We start from the raw sequence: 17,609 nt of genomic DNA on the forward strand, positions 1-17,609 counted from the left end.
TAGTTAAAAACACGGCTTTTTATATAGTTAAAAATTTTTATGTATCCATTAATATTATTTTTAAAATGATAAAACATTTAGAATGTTTTCCTATTCCCCATATATAGAATTTAAAGCTTAGGCATTGTAATGGATAAAATTTTATCAATCTACTCTTAAGTTAAATGTCTTATAGAATTTTTATAAATTAAATTAATTGAAAAATCTTTAAATCATAATTAAACCAATAATGATTAATTCTTCCTTCATTTGAAATGACATTAAAACTATTTGGAACATGATAATGCAAACGGCTAGATGTGGCTGTTCCTGCATGAATATCATAAATAGGATGATCTATTTCTAATTGATAAATTTGCGTTAAATCATATACAGCTGTTTTATGCAGATGCCCATGTAACATACCAAATAGCCCAGTCGTACTCCATTTTTCTAGAGCCATTTTCCCTAATACAGGACAATCTTTAATACCATGTTCATCATCAGGCGGGGTATAAAAAGGCTGATGAAAAACCACTAATTTGATTTTATTCGCTGGTCCTTGCTGTAATCGCTCATATGTAGTTTGAATTTGCTCAATCGAAATATGCCCACGGGTATGATAACGGCGGCGTATGCTGTTTACGCCAACAATATAGAAATGTTCAGTTTCTAAAGTTGGTTCAAGCTGGCCAAAAAAATATTGATAGCGAGTAAATGGTGAGAAAAAACGGTTCCAGACATGATACAACGGAATATCGTGATTACCAGGCACAACAAGATAAGGAATATTAAGACTATCTAAAAACTGACGACAATTATAAAACTGTTGATATCTGGCTCGCTGAGTAATATCTCCACTCACTATAATAACTTCAGGTTTATGTTCGGTACAAAAAAGCCGAATTGCATCTAAACAGGCCTCAATTTCTGTTCCAAAATGCAAATCAGACAGATGTAATAACATTAGGCACCATAATATTTAAAGCATTCTTTTCTACAGTGAAATTTAATGGTGTTTTCATCTCTAATATTTCACCATCTAAAGCTACAGTAAGTTTTGATTTTTTTGCACATTCAACGATGACATGATCAGCACAAAAACTATAAACATCTTTTGTCTCTTCAACCTTTCCCTGAATCCATTGCCAAAGCATATGTAATAAACTAAGCCTATCACTTTTTGTAATAACTACTCCAGCGACTCTCCCCTGTGCAGCACAATCAGCAATTCTTAATTTCATATCACATAGTTGAAGTTGATTATTACCAAAGAAAATTAGAGGGGTTTTGACTGGATATTGTTTTCCATCAACTGTGACGGAAAGTTTCATAGATTTATTTTCTCTTAATAAAACATCTAAAGCTGAGGTATACGCATGTAAAGGCAAACGTCCTAAGTATTTATTGTAGAGCTCACGTTTTTTTATAAACAATGGATAAAGGCCTAGGCTCGCATTATTCAAATAAACATGGTCATTAATAGTCGCAATATGTACAGAACGGGGTGTACCTGTAGCAATAACTTCAGCCGCCTCTAACAAATCTAAAGGAATATCTAAAACTTTAGCGACGTAGTTAAAAGTCCCCAAAGGTAAAATTCCCATAGGAATATTGGTATGTCGAAGTTTTGATGCTACTGCATTTAACGTCCCGTCTCCACCCGCTGCCACCACAACGCCTAAATTCGCGTTTTGACTATGCCGATGAATCACTTGATTCATTAAATCATCAAATGAAACATCTTCCGCTAATTCAAAAACTTGTATTTCAAAACCAAATTCGGTGAGTACAGTCATTAATTGTTCATACATATCTTCATGTTTTGAAGCATGAAAACCCGACTTCTGGTTATAGATGATAGAGAGAGGTTTTAAAGTCCGCATTTTTATTATCTTAAAGAGGATTCACCTTGTATTTTGTATAGAAAATCGCCTAATAAAAGTCTCTTTATGTAAATTTCGAATGATGATCATTTGTTTAATCAATAATAATTCTCAAGAAAAATTTAAACATCAAGTTATTGATTTTAAAGAAAATAAATAATATAAATAACACACATACAACATAAAAATGTAAAGAATAAAATACGTCAAAAAACAATAAACATATGATTTAAATTAAAAAAAATAAAAAATCAAAATATTTATTTCTTATTCTTTAGTCTTATTTTTTTTATGATTTTGTGCTTTAATACAGCCACTTTTTTATTTGATCTTTCATTGTACCTCAATGAATGACTTGTACGTTGTACATATTTTGAATAGGCCTCACCATGACCACAGTGAACGCACCAGAATTCGTTCGTCATCCTAAGCTTATCGCATGGGTTGAAGAAATTGCAAACTTAACCAAACCAGCAAAAATCGAATGGTGTGACGGAAGCGAAGAAGAGTATCAACGTCTAATCGACTTGATGATCGCTAACGGCACCATGCAGAAGTTAAACCAAGAAAAACATCCTGGTTCTTATCTTGCAAATTCTGACCCATCTGACGTTGCGCGTGTTGAAGATCGTACTTACATTTGCTCTCAAAAGAAAGAAGATGCTGGTGCGACAAACAACTGGGAAGAACCAGCTGTTATGCGTGAAAAGTTAAATGGTTTATTCGAAGGATCAATGGAAGGTCGTACAATGTACGTTGTGCCTTTCTCTATGGGTCCACTTGGAAGCCATATTGCTCATATCGGTATCGAGTTAACTGACTCTCCTTACGTTGCTGTTAGCATGCGTAAAATGGCACGTATGGGTAAAGCAGTTTATGATGTGTTAGGTACAGACGGCGAATTTATTCCTTGTATTCATACCGTAGGTGCTCCACTTGCTGAAGGGCAAAAAGACGTTGCATGGCCTTGTAACCCTGAAAAATACATCGTTCATTACCCAGAAACTCGTGAAATCTGGTCTTACGGTTCTGGTTATGGCGGTAACGCATTACTTGGTAAAAAATGTTTAGCACTTCGTATCGCTTCTGTTATGGGTCGCGAACAAGGTTGGTTAGCTGAACATATGCTTATTCTTGGTGTGACTAACCCACAAGGTGAAAAACACTATATCGCTGCAGCATTCCCATCTGCATGTGGTAAAACAAATTTCGCAATGTTAATTCCACCAGCAGGCTATGAAGGCTGGAAAATTGAGACTGTAGGTGACGATATTGCTTGGATCAAACCAGGTGAAGACGGTCGTCTATACGCAATCAATCCAGAAGCTGGTTTCTTTGGTGTTGCTCCTGGTACAAATACCAAGACTAACCCTAACTGTATGGCAACTCTTCACAAAGATGTTATCTATACAAACGTTGCGGTAACTAATGACGGTCAAGTATGGTGGGAAGGTCTTTCTAAAGAAATTCCAACTAACTTAACTAACTGGAAAGGTCAACCTCACGTAAATGGTGAAAAGGCTGCTCATCCAAATGCGCGCTTCACTGTTGCTGCTGGTCAATGCCCTTCTATCGATGCTGACTGGGAAAATCCAGCAGGTGTTCCGATTTCTGCATTTATCTTCGGTGGTCGCCGTGCAGATACGGTTCCTTTAGTTTCTGAAGCTTTCGATTGGGTTGATGGCGTTTATAAAGCTGCAACTATGGGTTCTGAAACTACTGCAGCTGCTGTTGGTCAACAAGGTATCGTTCGTCGTGACCCATTCGCGATGCTTCCGTTTGCTGGCTACAACATGGCTGACTACTTCGATCACTGGTTAAGCCTTGGTCAAGAAGTAAGTACAAAAGCTGAAGCTGCTGGTAATAAATTACCAAAAATCTTCAATGTAAACTGGTTCCGTCGTGATGCTGAAGGCAACTTCGTATGGCCTGGTTTCGGTCAAAACATGCGTGTTCTTGAGTGGATCATTGACCGTTGTGAAGGTCGTGCAAAAGCTGTTGAAACACCAATTGGCCTTGTTCCAACTTACGATGACTTGAATTGGGAAGGTACTGAATTCTCTAAAGAAGAATTTGACCTTATCACAGCTCAAGATAAAGATCAGTGGGTTACTGAAATTGAAAGCCACACTGAGTTATTCAATAAACTTGGTGAGCGCTTACCAAAAGCATTAAAAGAACGTCAAGCAGCTTTACTTGAAGCTGTAAAAACTGGCTTCTAATTGCTAAATATAAAAAAGGTCGCCTTGTGCGGCCTTTTTTATTATGCGGCATCATCTTTTTGTCGACGTCCAGCCAAATAACTTTCCAAATTTTTTACTTGTTTTTCATCAAATGCCAAACCCAACTTAGTTCTACGCCACAATATATCTTCTGCCGTATTTGCCCATTCATATTCACATAAATACTGAACTTCAGATTCAAATAAACCGTGACCAAAATCTTGCCCTAACTGCTCAAGAGCTTTTCGCTCATGCAAAATATCCCAAACCCTAGAACCATAGGCATTTGCCCAACGAGTAGCAAGCTGCTCGGTTACCCCTTCAACTTGGTTTTGAATCTTTATAACTAAATCTTCAAGTGTGGTCCAATTCTCCGCCCCAGGTAATACTTCATTTGCAGTCCACTCCTCTGCCATATTACTAAAAAACGGGGATAGATCTTCTAAAGCAGCCTCTGCCAGTTTCCGATAAGTCGTGATCTTGCCACCAAATACAGATAACAAAGGTGCTTTTTTATATTCAGCCTGTAGTGCCAGAGTATAGTCACGTGTAACTGCAGACGGATTATCTGACTCATCATCACATAAAGCTCGGACTCCAGAAAACTGACTGACGATATCTGTACGGGTCAGCTGCTTTTTAAAATGTGAATTTGTGACTGTCAAAAGGTAATCTATTTCTACATCGGTAATCTCTACCTTTTGTGGATCACCTATATATTCTTGATCTGTCGTACCTATTAATGTGTATTGTTCTAAATAAGGAATGGCAAACACGATGCGTCGATCTTCATTTTGCATGATAAAAGCTTTATGACAATTATAGAGTTTAGGCACAACAATATGACTTCCTTGTATAAGCCGAATTTGATATGGCGATTTTAATTGTAGGTTTTTACTAATAATTTCTTCGACCCAAGGACCTGCTGCATTCACTAAGGCTTTTGCTCGTATTTGATAAGACTCAGCCCCGCTTTGTAGTTCCAAATGCCACAGTTCTTGTTGTCTATAAGCCTTAACACAACTTGTCCGTGTTACAACTTTGGCACTCTTCTCTTTAGCTTGTAGCGCATTTAGCACAACAAGACGTGCATCATCTACAGTACAATCCGAATATTCAAAGCCACGCGTTATAGCTGGTTTTAGGGGACTATCTTCTTTGAAATAAATAAGATTTGAGCCTAATAATTTTTCTCGTTTTCCTAAATGATCATAAAAAAATAGGCCTGCCCGAATTAACCACGCAGGACGCAAATGTGGTCGATGAGGCATAATAAAACGCATTGGTTTAATAATATGCGGAGCTTTAGCCAACAAGACTTCACGCTCTGCCAACGCTTCTCTAACCAATCGAAATTCTTTATGTTCTAAATAGCGTAAACCGCCGTGAATTAATTTACTGCTCGCAGATGAGGTATGACTAGCTAAATCATCTTTTTCACATAAAAATACTGATAAGCCACGGCCTGCCGCATCATTAGCAATACCGACGCCATTAATACCGCCACCAATCACGGCAATGTCATATATTTTTGAATAATCATTAGGCTGTACTATCATTTCTCATTTTCTTTTTATTGTTGATCTTATAAAAATTAAAACATCAAATTGATAAAACAACAATCAAAAAAGTAGAATAATCAATTTTAAATAACCAAGTATTTACCGTTAATTGATTACCCTACTATTGAATTTAACCAGTTAAAGAACAGATCAATCCTCAGCCCAACTTTGACTACGCTTCACTGCCTTCAACCAACCTTTATAAATGACTTCAGATTGCTCAGAAGACATTTTGGGTTCAAATACTTTTTCTATCGTAGACTTATTTCTTAACTCATGAAGATCCTGCCAGAAACCCGTTGCCAATCCTGCAAGAAAAGCTGCACCCAAAGCAGTAGTTTCTTTCATTATTGGGCGTTCTACTGGGGTCGCTAAAATATCGGCTTGAAATTGCATCAAGAAATTATTTTCCGTTACCCCACCATCGACTCTAAGTGTGCGAAGCTCTTCTTCTGCGTCTTGCTGCATGGCATCAAGTACGTCTCTTGTCTGGTAGGCAATTGATTCTAAAGTCGCACGAATAATATGTTCTATACTGGCTCCACGAGTAAGCCCAAAGATTGCCCCACGTGCTGTCGGATCCCAATAGGGAGCGCCTAGACCTGTAAAAGCAGGTACAACATATACACCATTGCTGTCTTTTACACGTGTTGCATAAAGCTCAGAGTCTTTAGCGTTCTTAATCACTTTTAACTCATCACGTAACCACTGTACGCAAGAGCCACCATTAAACACGGCGCCCTCTAAAGCATAGTTCACTTCACCATTTGCGCCACATGCAATCGTCGTCAGCAAGCCATGCTCTGAAAGAACAATCTTTTTACCCGTGTTCATGAGTAGAAAACAGCCTGTGCCATAAGTGTTTTTTGCTTGTCCTGGTTCTACACACATTTGTCCGAAAAGTGCAGCTTGTTGATCCCCAGCTATACCAGCAATCGGAATACCCACTTCTTGCCCACTAATGGTGTGGGTATAACCATACACCTCAGATGAACTACGCACCTCTGGTAACATTGCTCTAGGAATATCTAAAGCTTGTAAAAGTTTTTCATCCCATTCGAGCTTTTCGATATTAAAAAGCATGGTTCGCGAAGCATTGGTAAAATCTGTGACATGGACTGCGCCATTGGTTAATTTCCAGATTAGCCATGTGTCCACCGTACCGAACAATAACTCTCCTCGCTCTGCTCGTTCACGGCTACCCTCTACATGGTCCAAAATCCATTTTATTTTGGTGGCAGAAAAATACGGATCAATAACCAACCCTGTTGTTTTACGAACATATTCTTGCCAACCCGCCTTTTGCAATTGATTGCATATTTCTGTGGTTTGACGGCTTTGCCAAACAATTGCATTGTGAATAGGTTTTCCTGTTTTCTTATCCCATACAATTGTGGTTTCCCGTTGGTTTGTAATCCCAATTGCTGCAACTTGTTCACTCTTGATGCCAGCTTGAGCTAGAGCTTCTACCCAAACAGCACTTTGTGTGGCCCAAATTTCCATAGGATCATGCTCAACCCAACCTGGCTGCGGATAAATCTGAGTAAATTCTTTTTGAGCAATACTTACAACGTTAGCATCATGATCTAAAACAATTGCTCTTGAGCTTGTTGTTCCCTGATCAAAAGCAACAATATATTTTTTCGGGCAATTTGACATCTGAATGTCCCTTTCATTATCCACACACATCTAGTCCACAATGCCAAGACATCATGCCTAACTGTATTTATTTAAAATTTTCTTTGGAATATATCATTATTTTTAAGAGATATAGGTTTTCTCAGTCCAAACATTACGCATTCTTTAACACTTTTTACTATTTGGAAAAAATAGTATGCCAAAGATTGGAAGAAGATTATAAAAATGAGCTGATCGGCCAATTTGAAATCACATGAATATTCAACTTATTCCTTTGCTTAAATAATAAACATTGTTTTACAGACATAAAAAAAATAAAGTGAAATACTCCTCTAGATAATATGTAAAAACGAAATAAAACTTCTCTTTTTTAGCATTCAACCCAAGCGAAACATGGAGCGACTCATGGTTGATCAACCTTCTACCGCAACAACTCCGCATTCTAATTTAGATACAAAAACCCGGCTAAAATCAATTTTGGGCGGTTCCGCGGGTAACCTTGTCGAATGGTACGACTGGTACGTATATGCCGCATTTACGCTCTATTTTGCTCATGCATTTTTCCCAAAAGGAAGTCAAACAGCTCAACTTCTTCAAGCAGCTGCAATTTTTGCTGTAGGTTTTTTAATGCGCCCAATCGGTGCATGGATTATGGGAATCTATTCAGACCGCAAAGGACGTAAAGCAGGTCTCACACTTTCCGTTACTTTGATGTGCGTAGGCTCACTTCTGATTGCTGTGACGCCAAGTTATGAAAGTATTGGTGTATTTGCACCTCTTTTATTAGTTGTCGCTCGTTTAATTCAAGGCTTGAGTGTAGGCGGTGAATATGGTGCCAGCGCCACCTATTTAAGTGAAATGGCTGAAAAAAATCGACGTGGTTTTTTCTCAAGCTTCCAGTACGTAACCTTAATTGCAGGACAACTAACTGCTCTATGTGTTCTTTTAATATTACAAATGGTATTAACCGAACAACAGTTGCATGATTGGGGATGGCGTATTCCATTCTTTATTGGTGCTTTACTTGCCATTGTGGTGTTCCGTATCCGTCGTGGCTTATTAGAAACACAATCTTTTAAAAATGCCCAAGCTGAAAAAGACCAACCAGAATCAGGCATGTTTGCTTTATTCAAGCACTATCCTAAAGAAGCTTTTACCGTATTATTTTTAACAGCTGGCGGAACTTTAGCTTTTTATACTTACACCACTTACCTACAAAAATATTTAGTGAATACTTCCGGATTTACAAAACCCGAAGCCACTCAAATTACCACTTTAGCGCTATTTATTTTCATGTGCTTACAACCTGTAGCCGGTGCTTTGTCAGATCGAATCGGACGTAAGCCACTGATGATTGCCTTTGGTGTAACTGGGGTTTTATTTACTTATATTTTATTTAATGCCCTTGCAACCACACATAATTATTGGACTGCTTTCTGGTTATGCTTAGCAGGTCTAGTCATGGTAACAGGTTATACGTCAATTAATGCCGTGGTTAAAGCTGAGCTCTTTCCTGCTCATATTCGGGCTTTAGGAGTAGCTTTACCCTATGCGATTGCCAATACGTTATTTGGCGGTACAGCAGAATTTTTTGCTTTAAGTTTTAAAGAAGCTGGACATGAATCTTGGTACTTTATTTATGTAAGTATTATGATCTTCATTTCACTTATTATTTATATTTTTATGAAAGATACTAAGCATCATTCAAAAATTAAAGAACATTAATATTTTACAAATAAGAGCTAATATCGCCAGCCGATGTTAGCTTAAATCGTGCGATTAAGCCCCAACAATCGTTGCATTTTATGAGATACTAGAGATAAGAATATAAGGATGATACTGATGAATAGAAGTATTTTATGTTTGGCATTAAGCAGTATGTTTATTTTAACGGCTTGTCAGACCACCCCTCGACAATATAATGGCTCAACTGGCTATCAAATTGAAAACCAAACAAAAACTTCCGCAACTTTAGCTTATACATTAGCTAGCCGCCCTAATCAGCAGTTAGATGAACGTAAATTGCAACGTGCTTGTCAAAATGTATTAGGCGCTCAAAAAGTTTATAAATTGTCAGTTCTAAGCATTAATGAGATTTCGAACCCAGCCCAACAAGAAAATTATGGTGTTCAATTGGGTCAAACTCGCGCCTCATTTGGTTTATCTAATACACCGAGTTTAAACAATGGTGAAGATTATGCGACTCGCCAAGCGCTTGAAGCACGTCCAAGCACACTAAAAGTAGTTCGCTATACTTGCTCATAATATAAATAAGACGCTGTTCTTTTACAGCGTCTTATAAAAACTTACATTTCTAAATTCTTTAGCTTCATCAAGATCAGGCCATGTCGATGCACTTCTTTCATCAATTTTTTGATATTTTGGATGACTAAAGTTTTTAACACGGCTATCTGCGACCCAAACCTCTGGCGCAAATTTCAAAAATTCATCTAAAAAGAAACGGTTGCACTGGTCATACAACACATCAGCAGCCAATAAAACATCAACTTGCTCTGCTTTATATAAATCGTCCAGATATTCCAGTTCAACATCATTCAACAAAGCATTTTCACGGCAGGCAGCAAGACTAACTTGATCAATATCACAACAAATTACTCTTTTAGCACCAGCCATTTTAGCTGCAATTGCAACTACGCCCGAACCGGCTCCGAAATCCAAAACAACTTTATCTTTAACATGATGTGGCTCTGCAAGTAACCACTGCGCCATTGCTAAACCAGATGCCCAGCAAAAAATCCAATATGGCGTGTCATTCCAGATTCGGCGAATAACCTCATCATCTAAGCGATCGGTTGGGAAAACGGGTGGAATCAACCACAAGGAAACAGGTGTTTCTGGTAACTGTTGTACCATCAACTCACAATGAGGAATGACTTCATGCAAGGCTTGAAGTAAATGTTCAGGGGCTTTGGTAAGTTGAAAGGTGCAGCTCATAAATAAGCTCAACAATTTATAATTACTATTTAATCATCTGCATCGCAAGCAAGACTAAAACAGTGGCTTAAAACATGATAGTGGTTAGTTACTAAAAATACGTTAGTTCAATTCCACTGCTTTATTTACAGCAACTGTTTTGGCCTTGCGTAGCATTCGCTACTCATCCCGAAAGAAAAGTAACATACGAGCTCCTAATATTTGCGTTAAATGGTAGGACGCCGTCGTGAATAAATTAAATTAACCTAAAGCTTTTTCAGCTGCTTCTACAGTTTGACGAATCAAAGTTGTGATTGTCATTGGACCAACACCACCTGGTACTGGCGTGTAAGCAGAAGCAATTTCTTCGATACCTTGAAGCTGGATGTCGCCTACACCACCGCCATCACGTGGATGGAAACCAGCATCAACAACTACTGCACCTTGTTTAATCCAGTCTTTTTGGATGAGTTCAGCTTTACCTACAGCACCAACAATAATGTCAGCTTGTTTCACAAGCTCAGGTAAGTTTTGTGTGCGTGAATGGCAAATCGTTACTGTTGCATTCGCTTGCAATAGCATCATTGCCATTGGTTTACCTAAAATTGCTGAACGACCAACCACAACCGCATGTTTGCCAGCAATTTCGATATTGTTTTCTTTTAAAATCGTCATAATGCCCGCAGGAGTTGCTGAACCATATGCAGCTTCGCCCATAGCCATACGACCAAAACCAAGACAAGTTACACCATCAACATCTTTAGCTAATGAGATTGCATCGAAACATGCGCGCTCATCAATTTGTGCAGGAACTGGATGTTGTAGAAGAATACCGTGAACATCTGGATTAGCATTAAGCTTTTCGATTTCAGCTAATAATTGTTCTGTTGTCGTTTCTTGTGATAACTCAATTTTTAAAGAATCCATGCCTACTCGACGGCAAGCATTTCCTTTCATGCGTACATAAGTTGCAGATGCGCCATCATCCCCAACCAAAATAGTCGCTAAAATTGGGGTACGACCTGTTTTAGCTTTTAAAGCTTCAACACGTACTGACAAATTTTCTTCAATTTGCTTTGCTAATGCACGACCGTCTAAAACCAATGCCACAGCACATCTCCAAGGTAGACATGAATTTAATGTGCCAATAATACATGATTATTTGGACAAATTTATTCTAGATGTTGCTTTTATGTTCATCTTATCTCAAAACAGTATTGTTTTTTTTCTAAAGGTTGCTAATATGTGCATCACCAAATGTAGGCGGGGTGGCAGAGTGGTCATGCAGCGGACTGCAACTCCGTGGACGCCGGTTCGATTCCGACCTCCGCCTCCAAATTTGGTAAAGCCCGGGTGGTGAAATAGGTAGACACAGGGGATTTAAAATCCCCCGCCCACAAAGCGTGCCGGTTCGAGTCCGGCCCCGGGCACCATTTTCTAGTATAGAAATTGGTGCAATAAAAAATCCAGCGTAAGCTGGTTTTTTTATGCCTAAAAAAAAGGATACTTATTAGTACCCCTTTCCCATCCATATATTTAAGCAGTTTTTTGCTTATCTTGTTCAGGCGTTAAATTCGCATCTAACATTAATTGATAGTGTCGACTTGAATCTACTTTATATTCTGCATTTTTAATTGAATCTACAAAAATCCAATCCGATTGCACTTGCGTATCATCGAGCGTAACCACCAAATAACCACGTTGATTTAAATTACAATACGTCAATTCATCGATAAGCGTAGTAAAGGCAAATTCAAACTTTTGTAACTGATCCAAAGGAATACTTAAATACTTTTCTAGACCCGGCGAAGAAACCGAGCTTGTCGCCAGTTCAACACCGACATACTTCCCTTTTTGGCTATACAAGTAAGATGCCCATGCATTATGAGTATCGCCAGCCAAAACAATAATTTTCTTATTAAACTCTGCCAATTTATCATACACAAACTCTCGCTCAGCATAGTACCCATCCCAAGCATCGAGATTATATGGAACTAAAGTTGTGACTCGCGCTTTTTCTTGAATAGTTAAAGTTGGATCACCCTGCTCTAATCGCAATTTCAATGTGACTAATTCTGTAATTTGCGCATTCATTTTAGCTAACGCATCTGGCGAAGTTCCACCTGAAGTAATTTGCCCCAGAGAGACCAACAACTCAGCAGGAATCCACATTTTACTCATTAAGACTTGCTGACCAACCACATTCCAGATTGCTGTAGATTGCTTTAATTTATCAATCAACCAATCTCTTTGCGTATACCCCATTAAAGTACGCTTTGAATCTGTTAAATCAACCTGAAATTTTTGTGCATTCAAACCTACAGCTGTCATATAGTCCTTATATTCAAGCTGTTTATCTCGCGCAATAATGCGTGTATCCAACATCGTCAGCTCAACCAATGAGCCAAAATTAAACTGACGATAAATATTTAGATGATCTATGTTAGAAACAGGGCGAATTGGCATCCATTCGAAATAAGCCTGTAGAGCAGCTAACTTACGATCAGAAAAAGATCCTTCATTATCTTGATGGTTTTCCGCACCACCACGCCAAGTATCATTTGCTAACTCATGGTCATCCCAAATTACAATGAAAGGATGACGTTGATGAGCTGCCTGCAAGTCTTTATCCTGACGATACAGCGCATAACGTTTGCGATAATCATCTAATTTAATAATTTCTTTATTATTATCAGATGGCAAAGTACGACCCAGTTTTGCAGCATCTTCCGTTGCATAGCCATCAGCCCCATATTCATAAATGTAATCTCCTAAATGAATAACTACATCCACATTCTGTTTTGCTATTTCACGATAAACGTAGAAGTAACCCGCAGGATAGTTAGAACAAGAACATACTGCAAAGCTGACATTATTGGTACTTACAGGCAAAGTTTTAGTTTGACCAACAGGTGAAGTTTTATTACCAAAATGGAAACGGTAATAATAAATGGTATCCGCCTGTAGTCCTGTTGCATCTACTTTCACGGTAAAATCATCTGTCTTAGTCGTTTGAACCACACCAGTCTTTAAATTCAGCTTAAACTGGTCATCGGTAGCAATTTCCCAAGTGACCTTAAGGCGCGCACTAAGATCTACCGGTGTTAAACGCGTCCATAAAATTACTTTATCCTGCAATGGGTCGCCACTCGCAACGCCATGCAAAAAATCTGCTTGCGCCTCCGAACTTTCTTCATCGGAACCATCATTACAACCCGTAAAAGCTACCGGCAAAGATAGCGCCCCAAAACCGAACAGACTTTTTTGAATTAATTCTCGGCGTGAAATTTTCTCTGACATAAAATTACCTAAGTTTTAAGCAATGAGTGCCTTAAACTTAAGTAGATAAGATGAACAAGTGATCTCAGTTTAATGAATAAATCATGACATAAATTGGTTAATTTATATAAATACTAACAAGAACTGATTGAAAATAAAGCAAACTCTCTGATTTTCTCTTGCCAATCGCTTACTTGTCCTCTATTATTGCGCACATGCCCGGGTGGTGAAATAGGTAGACACAGGGGATTTAAAATCCCCCGCCCACAAAGCGTGCCGGTTCGAGTCCGGCCCCGGGCACCATTTTCAAATATTGAATTTGGTGCTATAAAGAATCCAGCGTAAGCTGGTTTTTTTATGTCTAATGAAAATGAATTTTATGATAAGAATATTATTACTTCTGTGTACCACCCTTTCTATAACAAACGTTTATGCTACAGATCTTTTCTCAGGCACCATTTCTTTTAAAGATAACCATTGGTATTTTTCACGTTGCTCTATTACCAAAGACGATTATTTAATTAAAGCACCCGAACAGATCATAGATAAATTTAAAGAATTGGAACAAAAACGAGAAAATTATTGGGTCAGTTTATTAGCAGATGCAAATTATCAAGAGAATGGTGTTTTAGTTTTAAAAATTAAAAAAATAGATGAAATTCATTTAAAAGCATCTTGTCATTTATTAGATGCTTTTGAAGGTATTGAGAATCGAGAGTAATCACCACTCTCGATTCATCACCAGCTCTTCCATTTCAAGGTCTAAATATCCTGCATCCTGTGCCACCATCATCATTGCTTCAGCAATATAGTCAGCAGCACTATCATCCAAGGAAGAATCTAGATCTTCGAATTGAGGTTTCATTTCATTGATTTCAATTACAGTTTGATGAGCATATCGATAAATATCCTGATCAGCTAAAGCAGGCTTCTGAACTTTTTTGGCAAATTGTTCAATTAACTGCTTGAGTTCAGCGACTAAAATATCTGGATAATACTCATCATCAAACATTGGGAGAAGTAAGTCTTCGAACATACAAAAGTTTACACAGCAGCAGAAACCTGCCGCTTATAACATATTTTCAAAATAATAACGACAATTTTCCCTGACTCAATCATCTACCCCATGAAATTAATCAATCATGGCCTGATTATAAAAGTCTATTTTTTAAGCTTGTGTCATCGCTTTCCAAACAAGAATTGCATCATGCATGGCTTTTACATCATGTGCGCGAACAATTGATGCTCCTTGCTGAATACTAAGCAAATGCCCCGTAACGCTTCCTACTGCACGCTCATCTGCAGCTACGCCGTGTAAAGCTTCACCAATAAAACGTTTACGAGAAAGGCCAGATAAAATTGGATAACCCATTTTACTAAGCTTCCAAAATTCATTTAACAGTCTTAAATTTTGCTGCGCATTTTTTGCAAAACCAAACCCAGGATCAATAATAATATTCTGTTTTTTTACACCCGCAGTTAAAGCCTCTTCCACACGCTGCTGAAGCTCTTGCATCACGTCCAGTGTCACATTCGCATATTGATCTAGCTGATTCATTGTGGTTGGCTCACCACGCATATGCATGATCACCACAGGAATATCCAACTCTACTGCCGTTTTTAAAGCATTTGGTCGAGTAAGCGCACGTACATCATTCCAAATATGAGCACCTGCTTCTTTTGCTGCACGGATAACATCTGGCTGACTTGTATCAATTGATAAAATCACATCATGTTTAGATAAAGCTGCAACTACAGGCACAACTCTGCGAATTTCTTCTTCTACACTCACCTCAGATGCACCCGGCCGAGTAGATTCACCGCCAATATCTATAATTGTGGCGCCTTGTTCAACCATATTTAATGCATACGCCACAGCTTGGTCTAATTGATTATGCTTTCCACCATCACTAAAAGAATCTGGCGTGACATTTAAAATACCCATAACGTGCGGCTGTGATAAATCCAACTGAAGCTGCCCACATTGTAGAATTTGCTGAGGTAAAGGCATTAACTGCATGACAAGCTCCAATTTAATATTCGGCAACATTTTAACAAGACTCTGATCAATATACTGCTGATTTCTTTTCGGCTTTGTCTGAAAATACATGCCTAAAAAAAGAGCCACATGACTGTGGCTCTTTTGCTTAACTAATTTTTAGTTCATTGCTGGTAATGGTGGTGGTGTAGATGGACCATCTTTTGGTGGTTCAAATGCAGCCACTGGATTTTCAGCAACATAGACTTTAGGTGGCTGTGGCTCACGACCTTCCATAATGTCACGAATTTGATCACGATCAATGGTTTCCCATTCCATCAAAGCTTTTACCATTGCATGTGCAATATCTTTATTACCTTCTAAGATATTACGTGCAACTTTATATTGCTCATCAAGAATACGGCGTACTTCTTCATCAACTAACTGTTGAGTTGCTTCAGAAATTGTACGGCTTCCTACATTTCCAAAGAAACCATTTTGGTTTTCATCTTCGTAAACCATTACGCCCATTTTGTCAGACATACCGTACTTAGTAACCATCGCACGCGCCATTTTAGTAGCTCGCTCAAAGTCATTTGAAGCACCAGTAGATTGCTGTTGGATAAACACTTCCTCAGCAATACGACCACCAAACAAAATCGCAATTTCATTTAGCATCTTGTCTTTATAATGGCTAATCTGGTCTTGTTCAGGTAACTGCCAAGTTACACCCAAAGCCCAACCACGTGGCATGATCGTTACTTTATGAACAGGATCTGTACCAGGCAAAATCTCTGCAACAATTGCATGACCAGCTTCATGATAAGCAGTTGCACGACGCTCTTCTTCACGTAGAACCATCGACTTACGCTCTGGACCCATGTAGATTTTGTCTTTTGCATCTTCAAAGTCATGCATGTCGACCGTATTCTTATTACGGCGTGCAGCAAATAATGCAGCTTCATTAACAAGGTTAGCCAACTGTGCACCAGAGAAACCTGGCGTACCACGTGCTAACACTTTCATGTCCACGCCTGTAACTGAAGGTAATTTTTTCAAATGTACATTCAGAATTTGCTCACGACCACGAATATCCGGTAAACCAACCATTACTTGACGGTCAAAACGACCTGGACGTAATAATGCTTTATCAAGCACATCAACACGGTTAGTTGCAGCAATAACAATTACGCCTTCATTACCTTCAAAACCATCCATTTCCACAAGCATCTGGTTTAAGGTTTGTTCACGCTCATCATGACCACCACCTGTACCCGAACCACGGTGACGACCAACAGCATCAATCTCATCGATAAAGATGATACATGGCGCGTGACGCTTCGCTTGCTCAAACATATCACGGACACGGGACGCACCCACACCCACGAACATTTCTACAAAGTCAGAACCTGAAATGCTGAAGAAAGGAACCTTCGCTTCACCAGCAATTGCTTTAGCTAATAATGTTTTACCAGTACCCGGAGGACCAACCATAAGTACGCCACGAGGAATAGTCGCGCCCAAACGTTTGAATTTTGCAGGGTCTTTTAAGAAATCAACAATTTCAACAACTTCTTGTTTTGCTTCATCACAGCCGGCGACGTCAGAAAAATTGACTTTGATTTGGTCTTCAGAAAGCATTTTTGCCTTCGACTTACCAAAACTCATCGGTCCATTCTTTCCGCCTGCACCACCACCCATGTTACGCATAAAGAACATGAATAACAAAATGATTAACAGTACAGGGAAACTAGCAATGAGAAGTTGCATCAAAATGCCTTGACGTTGTGGAGCTGTTCCCTCAACAACAACATTTTGTTTATTTAAGCTTGGCATAAGCTCAGTGTCTTCAACTTGCGGACGAACAGTTTCAAACTGTGATCCGTTAGTTTTTTCACCATTAATATTTAAACCGTCAATTGTGACTTGCTTAATTTGGCCACTATTCACCGCTGCAACGAAATCTGAATATTTCATCGCAGTAGGCTTGTTGCGGTCACTGATATTACTGAAAATTAAAATCAGAACACCAAGTATTATTAGCCACAATACGGCATTCTTGAAGTAATCGCTCAAAGCTTTATTCCCATATCGATCTAATTTGATCATGCCCAATCTTGGCCGATCGTCA

14 protein-coding genes and 3 tRNA genes are annotated in these 17,609 nt (G+C 38.6%); 7 read left to right on the plus strand and 10 right to left on the minus strand.

The window, feature by feature from the left end; genetic code table 11:
- Positions 1–187: 187 nt before the first annotated feature.
- Both ACS125_RS18740 and ACS125_RS18745 read right to left on the minus strand, forming a co-directional pair.
- Positions 188–946: a metallophosphoesterase family protein gene (locus ACS125_RS18740; protein WP_174739323.1), complete on the minus strand. Its 759-nt coding sequence runs from the start codon at positions 944–946 to the stop codon at positions 188–190.
- On the minus strand, positions 927–1,865 hold the full coding sequence (locus ACS125_RS18745) for a diacylglycerol/lipid kinase family protein (protein ID WP_443273875.1): 939 nt from the start codon (positions 1,863–1,865) through the stop codon (positions 927–929). Before ACS125_RS18745 ends, ACS125_RS18740 begins: the two co-directional genes overlap by 20 nt.
- A gap of 389 nt (positions 1,866–2,254) precedes the next feature.
- On the opposite strand from ACS125_RS18745, the gene ACS125_RS18750 reads away from it, so the two are divergent.
- Entirely contained in the window at positions 2,255–4,087 is a 1,833-nt protein-coding gene (locus ACS125_RS18750; RefSeq protein WP_443273877.1) for a phosphoenolpyruvate carboxykinase (GTP), read from the plus strand.
- Positions 4,088–4,128: 41 nt separating this feature from the next.
- Here ACS125_RS18750 and glpD read toward each other — a convergent pair whose 3' ends face one another.
- Both glpD and glpK read right to left on the minus strand, forming a co-directional pair.
- Positions 4,129–5,646: a glycerol-3-phosphate dehydrogenase gene (glpD, locus tag ACS125_RS18755; RefSeq protein ID WP_004790483.1), complete on the minus strand. Its 1,518-nt coding sequence runs from the start codon at positions 5,644–5,646 to the stop codon at positions 4,129–4,131.
- Positions 5,647–5,799: 153 nt separating this feature from the next.
- Complete coding sequence (gene glpK / locus ACS125_RS18760) at positions 5,800–7,308, minus strand: glycerol kinase GlpK (protein ID WP_174758605.1); 1,509 nt, start codon at positions 7,306–7,308, stop codon at positions 5,800–5,802.
- Between the two features lie 372 nt (positions 7,309–7,680).
- Here glpK and ACS125_RS18765 point away from each other — a divergent pair, with 372 nt between their 5' ends.
- Positions 7,681–9,012, plus strand: a complete 1,332-nt coding sequence (locus ACS125_RS18765) for an MFS transporter (protein WP_252612214.1) — start codon at positions 7,681–7,683, stop codon at positions 9,010–9,012.
- Between the two features lie 117 nt (positions 9,013–9,129).
- The gene (locus tag ACS125_RS18770; protein ID WP_004790479.1) at positions 9,130–9,552 is read left to right on the plus strand and encodes a hypothetical protein; all 423 of its coding nucleotides are present in this window, start codon (positions 9,130–9,132) and stop codon (positions 9,550–9,552) included.
- Between the two features lie 21 nt (positions 9,553–9,573).
- Here the strand turns inward: ACS125_RS18770 and ACS125_RS18775 are convergent, their stop codons facing one another.
- Both ACS125_RS18775 and folD read right to left on the minus strand, forming a co-directional pair.
- Positions 9,574–10,242: a class I SAM-dependent methyltransferase gene (locus ACS125_RS18775; RefSeq protein ID WP_174743579.1), complete on the minus strand. Its 669-nt coding sequence runs from the start codon at positions 10,240–10,242 to the stop codon at positions 9,574–9,576.
- A gap of 240 nt (positions 10,243–10,482) precedes the next feature.
- Positions 10,483–11,331, minus strand: coding sequence for a bifunctional methylenetetrahydrofolate dehydrogenase/methenyltetrahydrofolate cyclohydrolase FolD (gene folD, locus ACS125_RS18780; RefSeq protein WP_003650084.1), 849 nt, complete (start codon positions 11,329–11,331; stop codon positions 10,483–10,485).
- Between the two features lie 152 nt (positions 11,332–11,483).
- Here folD and ACS125_RS18785 point away from each other — a divergent pair.
- Both ACS125_RS18785 and ACS125_RS18790 read left to right on the plus strand, forming a co-directional pair.
- A tRNA-Cys gene (locus ACS125_RS18785) sits at positions 11,484–11,557 on the plus strand.
- An 11-nt stretch (positions 11,558–11,568) separates the two neighbouring features.
- Positions 11,569–11,654: transfer RNA gene (locus ACS125_RS18790), tRNA-Leu, on the plus strand.
- A gap of 103 nt (positions 11,655–11,757) precedes the next feature.
- Here the strand turns inward: ACS125_RS18790 and ACS125_RS18795 are convergent.
- Positions 11,758–13,521, minus strand: a complete 1,764-nt coding sequence (locus ACS125_RS18795; protein ID WP_443273882.1) for an alkaline phosphatase D family protein — start codon at positions 13,519–13,521, stop codon at positions 11,758–11,760.
- A gap of 196 nt (positions 13,522–13,717) precedes the next feature.
- On the opposite strand from ACS125_RS18795, the gene ACS125_RS18800 reads away from it, so the two are divergent.
- Positions 13,718–13,803, plus strand: a tRNA-Leu gene (locus ACS125_RS18800).
- Between the two features lie 76 nt (positions 13,804–13,879).
- Complete coding sequence (locus ACS125_RS18805; protein ID WP_443274031.1) at positions 13,880–14,221, plus strand: hypothetical protein; 342 nt, start codon at positions 13,880–13,882, stop codon at positions 14,219–14,221.
- On the opposite strand, the gene ACS125_RS18810 is transcribed toward ACS125_RS18805, so the two are convergent.
- From ACS125_RS18810 to ftsH, 3 genes are all read right to left on the minus strand, one after another.
- Positions 14,222–14,536, minus strand: coding sequence for a DUF5713 family protein (locus tag ACS125_RS18810; protein WP_005307931.1), 315 nt, complete (start codon positions 14,534–14,536; stop codon positions 14,222–14,224).
- Positions 14,537–14,668: 132 nt separating this feature from the next.
- Positions 14,669–15,520, minus strand: a complete 852-nt coding sequence (folP, locus tag ACS125_RS18815) for a dihydropteroate synthase (RefSeq protein WP_443273884.1) — start codon at positions 15,518–15,520, stop codon at positions 14,669–14,671.
- 138 nt (positions 15,521–15,658) lie between these two features.
- Positions 15,659–17,554, minus strand: a complete 1,896-nt coding sequence (ftsH, locus tag ACS125_RS18820; protein WP_034591375.1) for an ATP-dependent zinc metalloprotease FtsH — start codon at positions 17,552–17,554, stop codon at positions 15,659–15,661.
- Positions 17,555–17,609: the final 55 nt, after the last annotated feature.

Source organism: Acinetobacter sp. PFS20 (assembly GCF_052261015.1).
GTDB lineage: Bacteria > Pseudomonadota > Gammaproteobacteria > Pseudomonadales > Moraxellaceae > Acinetobacter.